Below are 14,257 nucleotides of genomic sequence, written 5' to 3'. Positions count from 1 at the left end.
ACAAATAAGCCCCTGATTGACAGGGGCTTACATGGTACACCAGCCAGGAGTCGAACCCGGAACCTTCTGGTCCGTAGCCAAACGCTCTATCCAATTGAGCTACTGGTGCTTGGTGTGATAACAACCTTAGTTATCATCAATTATTCTTATATCAAATCAGTAGCGAAATTGCTTGTCCGGCGTAGTTCTAAAGAACGAAGACGGAAGCTACTGGTGCTTGGTGTGATAACAACCTGAGCTATCATCAATTATTCTTATATCAAATCAGTAGCGAAATTGCTTGTCCGGCGTAGTTCTAAAGAACGAAGACGGAAGCTACTGGTGCTTGGTGTGATAACAACCTTAGTTATCACCAATTATTTCAAAAAATGTAGCGCGTAGGGGAGTCGAACCCCTGTTACCGGCGTGAGAGGCCAGCGTCCTAGACCACTAGACGAACGCGCCAAATCTACTTGAATATCACTCATCAATCAATGAATTATGAACCTGGAGAACTCAATTGTTCGATAGTCATGATTCATTGTTCAATATTCTACATTCAATTGTCAAATATGTTGCCGAAGGGGATTAGCTCAGCGTCATCCCTACGGGATTCCCTCGCTTTACTCTGACTGGTCTGCGCCAGTCTACGCTTCGAACGGTTCTCATCCTCAAGCTGACAGACCAAACTAAATATCCATAGCGACGATCAAAAAGCGTTGCCGAGGGAGGATTCGAACCCCCAATGAAGGAACCAGAGACCTTAGTGTTACCATTACACCACCCGGCAAATTCATAAAGCGCAGCGAATATAAACGGCGCTCCCAGCCATGGCAATATTATATTGCCTAAAATTATTTCCAATATTTGGGGTGGTGAGTTGTAGACGGCAGACAGGCGCAGGCAGGCGGCAATCTCAAAATTGCGACTAAACATGAAGATATATCCATCGTAGCAGATGCGTAGATGGAATGCCACGTCCCTACAGGACTCGCAAAGACTAATCGGAATTTTAATTATCCTGCTAGAACGCGCAGATGGGACTGAATAAGGTATTACAAAATAGAACCATATAGTCTGTTAATATATATTATGTCGAGTAGTGATGATAGGTAAAAAGGACACTTCTGCCCTTCTTAACATTCTTGCTGTTTTACCTGATGACTATGTTCACGATTCGATTAGGAATGACGATCTCCTTCACGATGCTCTTGCCTTCAGTATGCTGTTTGATCGCATCCTGGGTATAAACCAACTCCAGAACTGCTTCTTTTGGCATATCGACTTCTACTTCTATCTGAGCGCGAACCTTCCCGTTCACTTGTATAGCAAGTTTGATCAAATCCCTGCTGAGTAGTTTTTCATCATAGACTGGCCATTCACTATATACCAACTGCTCAGTGTTTCCCATACGTACCCATAACTCCTCTGCTATATGAGGTGCAAATGGATTTAACAGCATTAGCAAGGTTTCCAGTGCTTTTCTGGGTACCTGGTCAAGTGCTCGTAAATGGTTCGAGAATACCATTAGTTGTGAAATGGCAGTATTAAAGGCCAGATTGTCAAGATCATAGCCAACTTTCTTAATACTGGCATGCATGATGGTTAATGTATCTGCAGCAGGTATCTCATCTGTCAATTCAATGATCTGACCCTCATCGTTGACAAAATATCGCCATAAGCGGCTTAGGAAACGATAAACACCTTCTATCCCACTGGTATTCCAGGGCTTAGATCGCTCCAATGGTCCCATGAACATCTCGTATAAACGCATGGTATCGGCACCATATTGACTGACAACTTCATCTGGATTGATCACATTCCCCCGTGATTTGGACATTTTCTCACCATCCATGCCCAAGATCATTCCCTGATTCACCAGCTTCTGAAAGGGTTCCTTGGTTGATACATAACCCAGGTCATATAAGACTTTGTGCCAGAATCGGGCATACAACAGATGCAGTACAGCATGTTCAGCACCACCGATGTACAGATCCACTGGCATCCAGTATTTCTCTTTTTCAATATCCCAGGCAGCGACATCATTATGGGGATCGATAAATCTCAGATAATACCAACAGGAACCGGCCCATTGCGGCATAGTGTTGGTTTCCCGTGTATATACCTCGCCTGACTCAGGATCAACAACTTTAAGCCACTCCTTGGCGTTGGCCAGTGGACTCTCCCCTGTGCCAGATGGTTTGATCCGGTCAAGTACTGGAAGTGTTAGCGGTAAGTCACTGTCAGACATAGGGATAATGTCATTTCCATCACGCATGATTGGAAAGGGTTCACCCCAGTAACGTTGCCGGGAGAATAGCCAATCCCGTAACTTATAGTTGATCGCCTTTTTACCTTTTCCGGTTGCTTCAAGCCATGCGCTGGTCTTACCAATTGCTTCAGACGGTTTGAGATCATTGATGGAAAAGCTGCCATCTGCAACGGCAGAATTGACCATAAACCCATCTTCGATCTGAGTGAAGGCCTCCTCTTCAATATTTCCACCTGAAACAACCTCCTGAATGGGCAGATCAAAGGCTTTCGCAAATTCATAATCACGGGTATCGTGAGCAGGAACAGCCATGATGGCCCCCGTTCCATAACTCATTAGGACATAATCACTGACCCAGATGGGTATTAATTCATCATTAACTGGGTTGACTGCATAGGAACCTGTAAAAACACCAGTTTTGCCTTCTGCCAGATCGGTTCGATCCAAATCACTTTTCAGGCCAGCCTCCCGCTGATAGGCGATGACTTTATCAGTGTTTTCCGTGGTTGCAATTTGTTCCAGATAGGGATGTTCAGGAGCCAGAACCATATAGGTTGCCCCAAATAAGGTGTCAGGCCGAGTGGTAAATACCCGCAGGGACAAGTCATGACCACTTATCTGAAAATCGACCTCTGCCCCTTCGCTCTTCCCGATCCAGTTTCGCTGCATGTCTTTGATGGATTCTGACCAATCCAGATCATCCAGATCATCGATCAGTCTATCTGCATAAGCCGTGATCTTGAGCATCCACTGACGCATGGGTTTACGAACCACAGGATGTCCACCCCGTTCTGACTTCCCATCGATAACTTCTTCATTGGCCAGCACAGTTCCCAGAGCGGGACACCAGTTAACTGCTACTTCTGCTTCGTAGGCCAACCCTTTCTTAAAGAGCTGGAGAAAGATCCATTGGGTCCATTTGTAATATGATTCATCAGTGGTATTTATTTCACGATCCCAATCATAGGAAAAGCCCAATGATTTGATCTGTCTTTTGAAGGTTGCAATGTTCTCAGCAGTTTTGATTGCCGGTGGAGTGCCCGTTTCAATAGCATATTGTTCGGCCGGTAGTCCAAATGCATCCCAGCCCATGGGATGTAAAACATTGAATCCGCGCATCCGCTTATAACGTGCAATGATATCAGTGGCAGTATATCCTTCAGGATGCCCCACATGCAGTCCTGCTCCGGACGGATAAGGAAACATATCCAGAATATAATACTTGGGTTTATCTGTTAAATTATCCAGCGCTTTAAAGGTCTGGTTCTCATCCCAATACTTTTGCCATTTTGCTTCGATCTCTCCAAATGGATATCGATCTGCCATGTGTTAAACCCTTCCTCAAATAAAAAACGCGGAATCAAATCCGCGCAATACCAATTCTAACTGTCGGGATGACCCGTCTTCGCCGAGCTACGCTTGGCAAGGAGGATTTGAGCCTCCGACCTTCCGACAAGCCTGTCGGGACGCGCTGGCTAGTACCCGAACAAAAGCAATATTAGTTTGACCTCAAAGATGAGACAATTGAATAGAAATATGAAAAAACAGTAATCCACAATGCCAGGTACACGATGAGGATCTTATGTATTGCAATGTCGGGGTGAGAGGATTTGAACCTCCGACCTCTTCGTCCCGAACGAAGCGCGCTACCGGGCTGCGCTACACCCCGAATTGTTTAAAAAGCGCGATAGTATATCATACTAACCCACCGTTGGCAATTGCTATTGCAGTCCCACCAGTGATTCAGCCAAATATTTTAATTCCAGTTGTAGTAATGATAGTCACAATTGTGGCGCTCATCAGCAGGCCTATAAAAATAGCCAGAAATGATTTTCCGTACGATAATCCAAATAAAAATGCCGCTGCAGAGCCAGTCCAGGCTCCCGTAACTGGCAACGGAATTCCCACAAACACAACCAAGCCTAAAAATTCCCAGGTCTCGATCATCTTTCCCTTGCGGCGAGTTCGGTTAAACAACCAGGTGAAGAACTTTTCTCCTAAGGGCCAACGCATAAGGAGTCTTGATATGGGTCCAAGTAACAGCACAATGGGAATTGAAATCAAGAAATTACCGGCAACAGCCCAGATATAGGCTTCAAACCACGGCATTTCGCCAAACGTGATACCCCATGGCAAGGCCACCCGTAGTTCACCTATCGGTGTCATCGCCAATAAAAAAGTGATCCAACGTGGATCCTGGATGAATTCCTGAAAAAACTGTAGAACTGATTCTACCATGGGTTACCCTCTCAAAATAATAGTGCGAGATATTATGTTAAAATTGGCTGCTTGAAAGCATGCAGCATACTGAGAATTGATCCGGTACCCACAATACACTCTATGCTCGATGTGACTAAAACTGAAACCAGCATAATGCCTAACACTTAAAACTCCTGAAAAATGTTCTCACAAACCGCAGTGTATCCAGCACCAGATGCATATGGCTGTCTTCCGTGCCATAGATCACTGGAATAGGCTGCCAGATTAACTTTATTTTCAGCTTTCTCACATTGAAAAATATGTCTGCTTCAAATTGGAAGCCATCTTCAATAGATAACCATAACCGACTATCACTCAATGGGTAACAGCGATACCCAACTTGAACATCACGAATCTGGAAACCCGTTTTTAATGACATGATCTGGCTGGTAATGTTGTTTGATAGACGACGGTGTAGGGGCATTTTGCTAGTGATCAGGTCGCGCGCTCCCACCACCAATGCCTCGGGAGAATCCAGGGATCTTGCAATGAAACTCTGAATCAGTTCAGGAGCATGTTGACCATCAGCATCAAGGGTGAGAGCATGACTATACCCTAATCGTTGGCATTCATTAAAAGCTGTTTTTAACGCTGCTCCCTTGCCCCTGTTTGATTGATGTTTCAGATAGACCACACCTGGCAACATTGATGGATCCAAGCCATCAGTCGAACCATCATCAATGATCATGATCGTGTGTTGGGTCACCTTTTTAATCTGATCCAGTAATTTTAAAACCGAACCCCGGCCATTGTAGACAGGGATCACAATGATTGGATGTACAACGTTACTTCTGTACATCTTTAATCTTACTCACTATTGAGAGATTTTGCTTTACTCGCAGCTGTTTTCGCTTGCCTCTGGATCACTCGAAATATTAAGGATTTTTTCTTGGCAGAGACTGAAATAGTAGATTCAGCTTTTACCTCGCCCTTCAGAGTCATTTCAGCGATCTTATCCTCGATCATATTCTGAATAAGGCGACGTAAGGGACGGGCACCATATTCATTATCGATTTCCTGATCAATGATCACATTTTTGGCCGCCGAACTCAGCTTGATCTTGATATTTTTTTCATTGGCATAGATTCCAACATCTTCCAGGATCAGATCCACGATCTTTACCAAATCTTTTTTTGTGAGTGAATCAAAAACCAGCGCATCTGTCAAACGGTTTATAAATTCCGGCTTAAAGGTATTCTTCATCTCGATCTTGATCCTGGAACGCTGCTCTTCCATCTTGGACTTTTGATCTTTCCGATTGAACCCAATACCTGGTTGTGAAAGATTTTTCAGCCCCAGGTTGGAGGTCATGATCAGAATGCAGTTCTTAAAATCAACTGTATGTCCTAAACTGTCAGTTAATTGCCCTTCATCCATGATCTGCAACAACATATTATAGATTTCCGGATGTGCTTTTTCGATCTCATCAAACAAAACAACGCTGTAGGGATTTCGCCGAACCGCTTCTGTGAGAGTACCCCCTTCTTCGTACCCGACATATCCAGGAGGCGCGCCGATAAGACGACTGACGTTAAACCTTTCCGAATATTCCGACATATCCATTTTGATCAACGCTTTTTCATTCTGATAAATATACTTTGCAAGTACTTTTGCCATTTCAGTCTTTCCAACACCGGTTGGTCCCAGAAAGAGAAATGATCCAATGGGTTTTTTGGGATCCCGGAAACCACTTCTGGCCCGTCTTAAAGCTTTAGCCATAGCGTTGATGACATGCCCCTGCCCTATCAAATGTTTGGTGATCTCAGACTCGAGCTTCAGCAGGCGTTCTGCTTCGGATTCAGCCACATCCTGGATCGGGATACTGGTGATAAGAGACACCACAGCAGCAATATCCTCAACCTTGACTGTGGGAGGATCAATTTTCAGGGCTGTGGTCCACTCATCATTGGCATCACCCAGTTCTTTTATTAAATGACGTTCATCATCTCGCAACGAAGCCGCTAATTCAAATTCCTGATTACGCACCACATCTTCTTTGCGGATCCGTAGATTATCCAACTCGGTTTCCAGCTTAACAATCGTCTCAGGAATATCCACATTGGCTAAATGAACGCGTGCTCCGGCTTCATCCATAACATCTATTGCCTTATCCGGATGGAATTTATCTTGAATGTATCGACTGGAATAGGCAACTGAAGCTTCCAGTGATTCATCACTGTATTGCACATTATGGTGGGCTTCATATCGATCCTTCAACCCATGGAGGATCTGCAGGGTTTCGATGCGTGAAGGGGGTTCGATCATGACCTTCTGAAAGCGACGTTCCAGCGCGCCATCTTTTTCCACATATTTGCGATATTCGTCCAGTGTTGTGGCACCGATACATTGCAGATCACCACGCGCCAGAGCTGGTTTGATCATATTGCTGGCATCCAGTGATCCACTGGCGGCTCCAGCCCCCACGATCGTATGCAATTCATCAATAAAGAGAATGATGTCGTCGCTTTTCTCTAATTCTGCAGTAACTGCTTTCATGCGCTCTTCAAATTGCCCCCGGTATTTTGTACCGGCGATCAGGGTGGCCAGATCAAGCGAAACAACACGCATTCTCAGGAGACTGCGTGGAACTTTCTTGCCAATGATCCGGAGGGCCAGGCCTTCTGCAATAGCTGTCTTGCCGACACCAGGTTCTCCAATGAGCACAGGGTTATTTTTCTTTCGGCGAGAAAGGACCTGTGCTACGCGCTCTATTTCTTTGTCTCTACCAATGACCGGATCCAGTTTTCCACTGCGGGCAAAAGCAGTAATGTCACGTCCGAAGTGATCCAGAGCAGGTGTTTTGCTCTGGGGCTTACCCTTCATGCTGCTTTCAGACTCTCGACCAACAGACTCAGGTGAAAATTCCATCTCATCCCGTACGATCTCATAATCAATACTGAATTGAGCCATAATGTCGGCTGCTATGCCTTCCTGCTCACGCAGAATTGCCAGCAGTAGATGCTCAACATCGACAATATCAGCATTAAGATCACGAGCTTCCTGATAAGTATTTTTCAATATTCGTTCGGCTCTTTTTGTGAAGGGTAGTGTCCCCAGTATCATGGTTCCACCTGAGGTCCGGATATGTTCCTCGATTTGATTTCTAACGTCAGCAGGATCAATATTCAAGGACTGGATAATATCGATCACTTTATTGTCACCCTGCCTGAAGATTCCCAGCAATAGATGCTCTGAACCAATATAGGCATGCCCCAGTCTAATGGCCTCCTCCTTGGAAAGTTGGATCACAGCCTGTAGTCTTTTATGGAAATTTGCTTTCAATTTATAACCTCGAATAATTTATTATTGATCATCGTGTAATATAGGGACGAATCCCGTAATAATGAACACTGTGAATTTGATTTTGTTTCAGGTAAGTGAGAAAACCCGATCACAAGCTGCAGACAGGGATCTACTATGAGTGGCAATCAGAAAAGATTGCCCATAATCTGACCGGACCTTCTGAATCAGCTCGATGAGACGTTGACCGTTATCAGGATCCAGATTGCCTGTGGGTTCATCGGCCAGCACCAGTTCGGGGCGATTCATCAAGGCTCGGGCAACAGCCACCCTTTGACGCTCTCCCCCTGATAATTGCGAAGGCTTATGATGACGTCGATCATAGATACCAACGGCTTCCAACAATTCTTTGGCACGTCCAGCCGCCTCATCTTTATTCAGATTAATGATCTTGGCCGGAATGAGCACATTTTCCAAAGCAGTGAATTCGGGTAACAAATAGTGAAACTGGAACACAAAGCCCAGGTTATCAGCTCGGAACCGGCTGAGTTGATCATCTGTCATTTTATCAGGTTGCTGCCCTGATATTTTCACCATTCCTGAGTCAGCTGAATCAAGGGTTCCAATTATATTCAGGAGAGTCGTTTTACCTATTCCGGAAGGTCCATTAATAGCAACGATCTCCCCTCTTTCCATAGTGAAGTTGATATCCTGGAGAACCTTCAGTGCTTCACCTGATCCGGTAAAAGTTTTACTGATATTTTTTATTTCAAGGATTGTTTCCATTATCTTTTCTATCCTCACATCCCGCGTGAAAAACGCAGTATTATTGAATTGATGCAGAGAATTCCAGCATCACTCAATATTCCATATTTCCAGTTTCCAATTCTCAATATTAAATATTAAATCTTAATTCTTAAATATTAAAGCTCATCGTTTATAATTAATAGCATCCAGAGGCTTCAACCAGGCTGCTTTTCGAGCTGGGTAGCGAACAGACAGGAGCACAATAAAAAATGCAACAAACCCCACAATTAGCACCTCACTCCAGTACAACTTCACAGGCAAAAGTGGTATTAAGTAAATATCAGCCGGCAAGGTGATCCACCCCCACTGGGTTTGACTCAATACCAGTAAAGAGCCGACGACAACTCCCAATAGAACTCCCAGGAAAGACACGATCAAACCCTGCAAATTGAATATTTGACGGATATTTTTTGAATGCGCCCCCATAATACGCAAAATTCCAATATCGCCTGTTTTTTCCAGAACCATCATCATCAAAGAACTGACTATGTTGAATACTGCAACCAGGATAATCAGGTTTAAGCCAATAAAACTACCCCACTTCTCCATTCGCATAGCGTCAAATAGGGTCTTATGTTGATCATGCCAGGATCGTATTTCAACATCAGGTAAAACAGCAAGTACTCTCTCTTTTGCAGCACCTGCCTTGTTGAAATCGGCAAATTGAACCTGAATGACCTGCTTGCCCGCTAATTTAAAAAGTCGGCGACCTTCATTGTAGGCGATGAAAGCCAGGCTGCGGTCAAAATCAAATATATCCGATTGGAATATTCCGGTGACGACAAAATGGCGCTGTGGAATTCTGAACAAGCCCGGTTTAGCATCCAATGGGCTGCGCACGGCAACAGTATCGCCAACCGTCAAGAAGAATTGATCTGCTATTGCCGCCCCGATGACGATACCAGGCATTTCTGCCCCAAGGATCTTAAGCCGTCCAGGTGATATTGACCCTGAACTCTGGGGTTTCAAAAGATGATGCCAACTGGTTTGGTCAACCGCTCTCACATTAAGCACCATTTTCTCATCCATGAATTCCAGGATCGCTTTTCTTTCTGTGCTGTAATAAACAGATTCAGCTTCCGGGAGTAATTGTCTCAACTCATTAATATCCTGGTCTGACTGTATGATCAAATGCGGTATAAAGTTAGTTATTCGACTGGTAACTTCATTCTCAAAGCCATTTAGAATAGCCATGGTTATGATGAGAGCGATAACTCCCAGTGCGATACCGATTATGGATATCCCTCCCACCCAACTGATATAGCGATTGCTGCGTTTGGCGAAAAAATAGCGCCGCGCCATATACCAATCCAATTGATTCATTCATCCCTCAGAGATTCAACAGGTTTTAAACGACTGGCCTGCATGGCAGGGATCATTGAGGAAAGGATGGCCAGCACCAGGATTCCACTTGAGATAATGAGAATATCACCAGCAGAAATCTGGATGTTAACCTGATCCATGAAATAAACATCGCTGGGTAGCGAAATAAGGCCAAAATTGTTTTGGAGCCAAGCCATTGTAAGCGACAGCAAGACGCCCACCAGAGTTCCAGTTAAACCCATCATTAAACCCTCCAGAGCAAATATACGCTGGATCCTTTTGCGACTGGTTCCCAGAGCTCTCAACGTACCAATCTCAGAACGCTTTTCCATAATGATCAGAATGAGGGTGCTGGAGATATTTACAACTGCCACCAGCATGATGAGACTGAAAATAACGAAGATAGGGAGTTGTTGAGTTTTCATCCAATTAAATAGGGTCTGGTGGCGATCCCGCCAGGAAATAGAAAGATGCGAATAGGGTAGAATCTCATCGATTTGGGTCATCACTGCATCGGTGAGGGCAAGATCAGTTAAAAATATGCCAAAATTATCAGTTCTGGCCGCACCGGGATACAACTCATCCATGGTGCTTAGTGAGCAGTAGAGGTAGGCTTTGTCGTAGTCAACCATGCCTGACTCATAAATAGCCTGAACGTTGGAACGGGCAATGGTGGGAAATCCCATCTGTTCTTTCAGAGAGCCCAGGTCGTACACCAGTATTGGATCATTGACCTTCACCAGTAGTTGATCAGCTAGAGCAGCGCCGATGATCAGCCCCTCTGAAGCATGTTCATCACCTTGCAAATTGCCACTAACTGAATACAACTGTTCCAGCGCCGCCTCTGGCATGGCTTCCAGGAGCGCTCCTTCGGTGATCCCATTTGCTTTGAGCATGATCTCAGCTTTTTTGATGCTGAAGATCCTTTTTACACCGGGAATATTGGATATTTCTGAAATTTGCTGATCCGTCAGATCAAATCCGGATTCGAAAAGTTTCTCGATTCGGATATGAGTATCAAAGCCAATGATTTTGGAGGTTACTACTGATTCAAATCCCCGCATAACACCCAGGGCCAGAACTAAGGTAGTGACACCCAAAGCCATGCCGATCATGGTGGTTCGCGAGATAAACGCGATAAATGGGATTCGGTGTTTACCGAAAAGGTAGCGTGTTGCAAGATAAGCTGTATAAGATTTCATCGAGTGCTGGATCAGCGTAATTCGTGCAATTAGCGGTTGCTTATAAAAATGCTACCCTTTTGCCTCAGGACGCATCTGTGGAAACAGCAATACATCACGGATAGAACGATTGCCTGTCAGCAGCATGACCAATCGGTCCAGCCCCATCCCTACGCCACCAGTTGGCGGCATCCCATACTCCATGGCTTGAAGAAAATCTTCATCCAAAGTCTGGGCTTCCTCATCACCACCGGCTCTTAGAGCTGACTGGGCTTCCAGGCGTTCACGTTGATCAATGGGATCGTTCAGCTCAGTAAAGGCATTTGCAAATTCATTCCCGGCGATAAATAGCTCGAAACGTTCCACAAAGGTGCCATCACTATCCCGTTTATTCTTTGCAAGGGGTGAGATTGCTTTGGGGTACTCTGTAACAAATGTAGGGTCAATAAGATGAGGTTCCACCAAAGCATCGAATAATGCGTCTAAAAGCTGTCCGTAGTTTGAATCAGCTGGAGCATCAATATTGTTGGCTCGACAGACCTTGAGTAATTCAGCTTCATCAGCAGTTGAGAGATTCACTTCAGCGTATTGCTGAACCAATTCAGCCATAGTGGCTCGTTTGAATGGTTTTGTTAGATCAATGGAATGATCATTATATTCAAAAATGGATTGCCCCAGATCATGGGCTAGATACTTGAAAAGGGCTTCTACCTGATCCATGAGAAAGAAATAGTCAACGTAGGCTTCATACCACTCAACGATTGTAAATTCCGGGTTGTGAGTACGATCCATGCCTTCGTTTCGAAAATTGCGTGAGAATTCAAAAACTTTTTCAAACCCTCCTATGATCAAGCGTTTCAGGTACAGTTCATCAGCTATTCGCAAATACAGATCCATATCAAGCGAATTATGGTGGGTTTTAAAAGGACGAGCTGAGGCACCACCATACAATGGCTGTAAAATGGGTGTTTCAACTTCTAGATAATCATGTTCATCGAAGAATTTCCGTATACTTTTACAGATCAGAGCTCTTTTGACGAAAGTTTCTTTTACATCCGGATTCACGATCAGATCAAGATAGCGCTTCCGATAGCGTTGTTCTTTATCCTCAAAGCCGTCAAACAACTGTCCGTCTTTTTCCTTAACATTGGGTAAAGGACGAATGTTTTTGCTCAATAAAGTAAGCTCTAGAACTTTAAGCGTTTTTTCACCGGTTCGGGTGGTCATTAAGAGACCGTTGACCCCGACAAAATCACCGATATCCAAGTGCTTGAACATGGTATAAACATCTACGCCAAGATCTTCGCGACTGAGATAAAGCTGAATTCGACCACTTCCATCCATGATATTGGCAAAGCTGGCTTTTCCCATAACCCGGCGTGACATTAATCTGCCAGCCAGTTTAATACCTTCCTGGCCTTCAATATCTTCAAATTGATCGATTGCTTCAGTCACTGTATGACTGCGATCATAGTTGTGCGGATAAGGATCAATACCGTCCGCTACAAGCGTTTTTATCTTTTCTTTGCGTTGATCGATGATCTCATTTAGTGTGCGTTCACTCATGCGGAGTCTTTCCCCATTTGATTCAATAAATATGCTTTGATAAAGCCGTCAATATTGCCATTCATAACTGCCTGTATATTACCGGTTTCATGTTTTGTGCGGTGATCTTTCACCATGGTATAGGGATGGAAAACATAGGATCGGATCTGATTCCCCCAACCGATCTCAGTTTTGGATGACGCCATCTGATCCATCTTGGCTTGCTCTTTTTCCTTCTCCAGCTGGTAGAGTCTGGCTTTGAGCAACTTCATGGCTGTTTCTTTATTTTTGTGTTGGGATCTCTCATTTTGACATTGGACGACCACACCGGTTGGCGCATGGGTCAGACGAACAGCTGAATCAGTTTTATTGATATGCTGCCCTCCTGCTCCACTGGCCCGATAAGTATCCACTCGAACTTCGCTCATATCAATGACAATTTCTATTTCATTATCATAAATCGGATAGGTGAAAACTGAGGCAAAAGATGTATGACGGCGGGAATTAGAATCAAAGGGACTGATACGCACCAACCTGTGGACCCCGTTTTCAGCTTTTATATAGCCGAAGGCATAAGCCCCCTTCACCTCTATCGTTGCATCTTTCAAGCCTGCTTCATCACCTGGCAAATAGTCCAGAACCTTCCAGTTCCACCCCTTGTTATCAAACCAGCGGGTATACATCCGGAAGAGCATTTCCGCCCAATCCTGTGATTCGGTACCACCGGCACCTGGGTGGATGGTCACAATACAATTCAACGAATCATCTTCATTACTGAGCAATTGCTGGAGTTCGTAGTTATCCAGTGTTCTTTTAAAAGTGTGGAGAGATTTTTTCAGGTCAGGAGTCAGGCTTTCATCATTATCCTCAGTAGCCAGTTCGAGGAGAATATCGACATCTTCCTCACAAGCCAGCACATTTCCCCAGTCGGAGACCTGTCCTTCAAGAAGGTTGATATTTTTCAGCGTTGTTTGAGCCTGGGTTGAATCACTCCAGAAGTCATCTTTAATTGAAAGGGCTTTTAACTCATCGAGTTCAGTATTGACCTTGGTCAGGTCAAAGATGCCCCCTGAGCGTATCCAGACGCTCCTTGAGTCCATTCAGATCATCTTTTATTTCTTCAAACATGATTTATTGTGACCTCGTGTAGAGGTAATAACCATTGATGAGTGTGACACCCAAATTAATGTATGGTGTTGCCGTGCTGAGTATGCGCCAGATCGTGCCTTTTACAATGACCGTGTCATTGGGATATATGACGGGAATGTATTTATCATCACCAGTCTCAAGAAAGGCTTCAAGATCCGAAAACACGATACGATCCTGACCTTCCTGTGCATGATACCGAATAATCTGGATATTGCTGAGTTTTGCTTTATCTGTCGGTCCACCAACATAGCTTAATAATGAGATCAGGTCGGCGTCACTGGGAACTATGGTCATCCCTGGTTTTTTTACTTCACCCCAGACCCGGATAGTCATGCTTAACTTTCCTGTTTCCGGATCAATGATATATCTTGGATCTGATGATCTGCTACCATCATTTTGAGCCCAGACAATCTGAACCAGAAAGAGCATTGTAAGGATAATTATCAGTTTTTTATTCAAGGTATACCCCTTTAAAATTCCATATCATCTAGAAATGGTAATT

At 44.4% G+C, this 14,257-nt stretch carries 10 protein-coding genes and 4 tRNA genes; all 14 read right to left on the bottom strand.

What is annotated here, in order from left to right; genetic code table 11:
* Window positions 1-32: 32 nt before the first annotated feature.
* Window positions 33-109 (bottom strand) — tRNA-Arg (locus tag U9Q77_03925).
* A gap of 262 nt (window positions 110-371) precedes the next feature.
* Window positions 372-444 (bottom strand) — tRNA-Glu (locus tag U9Q77_03920).
* A 254-nt stretch (window positions 445-698) separates the two neighbouring features.
* Window positions 699-769 (bottom strand) — tRNA-Gln (locus U9Q77_03915).
* A gap of 363 nt (window positions 770-1,132) precedes the next feature.
* Window positions 1,133-3,577 (bottom strand): leucine--tRNA ligase, encoded by a 2,445-nt coding sequence (gene leuS, locus U9Q77_03910; protein MEA3286505.1) that lies wholly within the window; start codon window positions 3,575-3,577, stop codon window positions 1,133-1,135.
* A 269-nt stretch (window positions 3,578-3,846) separates the two neighbouring features.
* A tRNA-Pro gene (locus U9Q77_03905) sits at window positions 3,847-3,920 on the bottom strand.
* A 74-nt stretch (window positions 3,921-3,994) separates the two neighbouring features.
* Window positions 3,995-4,489, bottom strand: a complete 495-nt coding sequence (locus tag U9Q77_03900) for a small multi-drug export protein (protein ID MEA3286504.1) — start codon at window positions 4,487-4,489, stop codon at window positions 3,995-3,997.
* A gap of 139 nt (window positions 4,490-4,628) precedes the next feature.
* Window positions 4,629-5,309, bottom strand: coding sequence for a glycosyltransferase family 2 protein (locus tag U9Q77_03895; protein MEA3286503.1), 681 nt, complete (start codon window positions 5,307-5,309; stop codon window positions 4,629-4,631).
* A gap of 8 nt (window positions 5,310-5,317) precedes the next feature.
* Window positions 5,318-7,792 (bottom strand): ATP-dependent Clp protease ATP-binding subunit, encoded by a 2,475-nt coding sequence (locus U9Q77_03890; GenBank protein MEA3286502.1) that lies wholly within the window; start codon window positions 7,790-7,792, stop codon window positions 5,318-5,320.
* A gap of 87 nt (window positions 7,793-7,879) precedes the next feature.
* Window positions 7,880-8,536, bottom strand: coding sequence for an ABC transporter ATP-binding protein (locus U9Q77_03885; protein MEA3286501.1), 657 nt, complete (start codon window positions 8,534-8,536; stop codon window positions 7,880-7,882).
* 144 nt (window positions 8,537-8,680) lie between these two features.
* Window positions 8,681-9,880 (bottom strand): FtsX-like permease family protein, encoded by a 1,200-nt coding sequence (locus U9Q77_03880; GenBank protein MEA3286500.1) that lies wholly within the window; start codon window positions 9,878-9,880, stop codon window positions 8,681-8,683.
* Window positions 9,877-11,082 (bottom strand): FtsX-like permease family protein, encoded by a 1,206-nt coding sequence (locus U9Q77_03875; protein ID MEA3286499.1) that lies wholly within the window; start codon window positions 11,080-11,082, stop codon window positions 9,877-9,879. The genes U9Q77_03880 and U9Q77_03875 overlap by 4 nt, the downstream gene beginning before the upstream one ends.
* A 51-nt stretch (window positions 11,083-11,133) precedes the next feature.
* Window positions 11,134-12,627, bottom strand: coding sequence for a lysine--tRNA ligase (gene lysS / locus U9Q77_03870; GenBank protein ID MEA3286498.1), 1,494 nt, complete (start codon window positions 12,625-12,627; stop codon window positions 11,134-11,136).
* Window positions 12,624-13,734, bottom strand: a protein-coding gene (gene prfB / locus U9Q77_03865; GenBank protein ID MEA3286497.1) for a peptide chain release factor 2 whose coding sequence is annotated in 2 segments (ribosomal slippage) — window positions 12,624-13,664 and window positions 13,666-13,734 — 1,110 coding nt in all. Because the reading frame shifts where the segments join, the coding sequence is not laid out codon by codon here. The genes lysS and prfB overlap by 4 nt, the downstream gene beginning before the upstream one ends.
* Before the next feature lie 3 nt (window positions 13,735-13,737).
* Complete coding sequence (locus U9Q77_03860; GenBank protein ID MEA3286496.1) at window positions 13,738-14,214, bottom strand: SLBB domain-containing protein; 477 nt, start codon at window positions 14,212-14,214, stop codon at window positions 13,738-13,740.
* Window positions 14,215-14,257: the final 43 nt, after the last annotated feature.

The organism is Candidatus Neomarinimicrobiota bacterium, assembly GCA_034716895.1.
Classification (GTDB): Bacteria; Fidelibacterota; UBA8477; order UBA8477; family JABMPR01; genus JABMPR01.
This window is presented reverse-complemented; position numbering and strand designations above follow the sequence as displayed.

Excerpts from the sequence above, each read along its gene's own strand:
- leuS (MEA3286505.1), bottom strand. The coding sequence starts at position 3,577 with ATGGCAGATCGATATCCATTTGGAGAGATCGAAGCAAAATGGCAAAAG.
- U9Q77_03900 (MEA3286504.1), bottom strand. The coding sequence starts at position 4,489 with ATGGTAGAATCAGTTCTACAGTTTTTTCAGGAATTCATCCAGGATCCA.
- U9Q77_03895 (MEA3286503.1), bottom strand. The coding sequence starts at position 5,309 with ATGTACAGAAGTAACGTTGTACATCCAATCATTGTGATCCCTGTCTAC.
- U9Q77_03885 (MEA3286501.1), bottom strand. The coding sequence starts at position 8,536 with ATGGAAACAATCCTTGAAATAAAAAATATCAGTAAAACTTTTACCGGA.
- U9Q77_03880 (MEA3286500.1), bottom strand. The coding sequence starts at position 9,880 with ATGAATCAATTGGATTGGTATATGGCGCGGCGCTATTTTTTCGCCAAA.
- U9Q77_03875 (MEA3286499.1), bottom strand. The coding sequence starts at position 11,082 with ATGAAATCTTATACAGCTTATCTTGCAACACGCTACCTTTTCGGTAAA.
- lysS (MEA3286498.1), bottom strand. The coding sequence starts at position 12,627 with ATGAGTGAACGCACACTAAATGAGATCATCGATCAACGCAAAGAAAAG.